At 71.5% G+C, this 513-nt stretch carries 1 protein-coding gene; it reads right to left on the bottom strand.

Annotated elements, in window-relative coordinates:
* Positions 1–513 (bottom strand): Ig-like domain-containing protein (locus tag HFD95_RS21875; protein ID WP_167430717.1); only part of this gene is annotated, 513 nt, incomplete at both ends.

Below are 513 nucleotides of genomic sequence, written 5' to 3'. Positions count from 1 at the left end.
GCGCTCGCCGCGGGTTTCGTTCCCCGCCGCGTCCGTCACCTTCACCTGCCAGCTGTAATCGCGGTCCGTCAGCGTGCCCAGCGAAAGTGTCCAGTTGCCGTCCGCGTCCGCCACCGTGCTGCCTGCCGGCGTGCTGCTGTTGTCCAGATATACCGTCACCGTCGCGCCCGCTTCCGCCGTGCCCTTCAGCACCGGCGCGCGGTCGTCGGTTACCCCGCCGCTGGCGACTTCGCCCTGCACCTCACCCTGGGCGTCCATCAGCGCCGCCACGGCCGCCTCCGGTGCCACGGTGTCCAGCACCACGTTAAACGCGCCGGTCTCCGCCGAGGAAACCCCCGCCGCGTTCACCGCCGTCGCCGTCAGGTCATAGCGGCCGTCCTCGCCCAGCGCCGCCGTGGTAATGCTCCAGCGGCCGTTGTCATCCGCCACGCCCGACCCCGCGTTTACCCGGTTGCCGTCCGCATCCGTGGCCCACACGATGACCGTCAGCCCCGCGCCCGCGGTGCCGTTCAG

It is taken from the genome of Pantoea sp. EKM10T, from assembly GCF_011800685.1.
In the GTDB taxonomy this organism is placed as follows: domain Bacteria; phylum Pseudomonadota; class Gammaproteobacteria; order Enterobacterales; family Enterobacteriaceae; genus Pantoea; species Pantoea agglomerans.
This window is presented reverse-complemented; position numbering and strand designations above follow the sequence as displayed.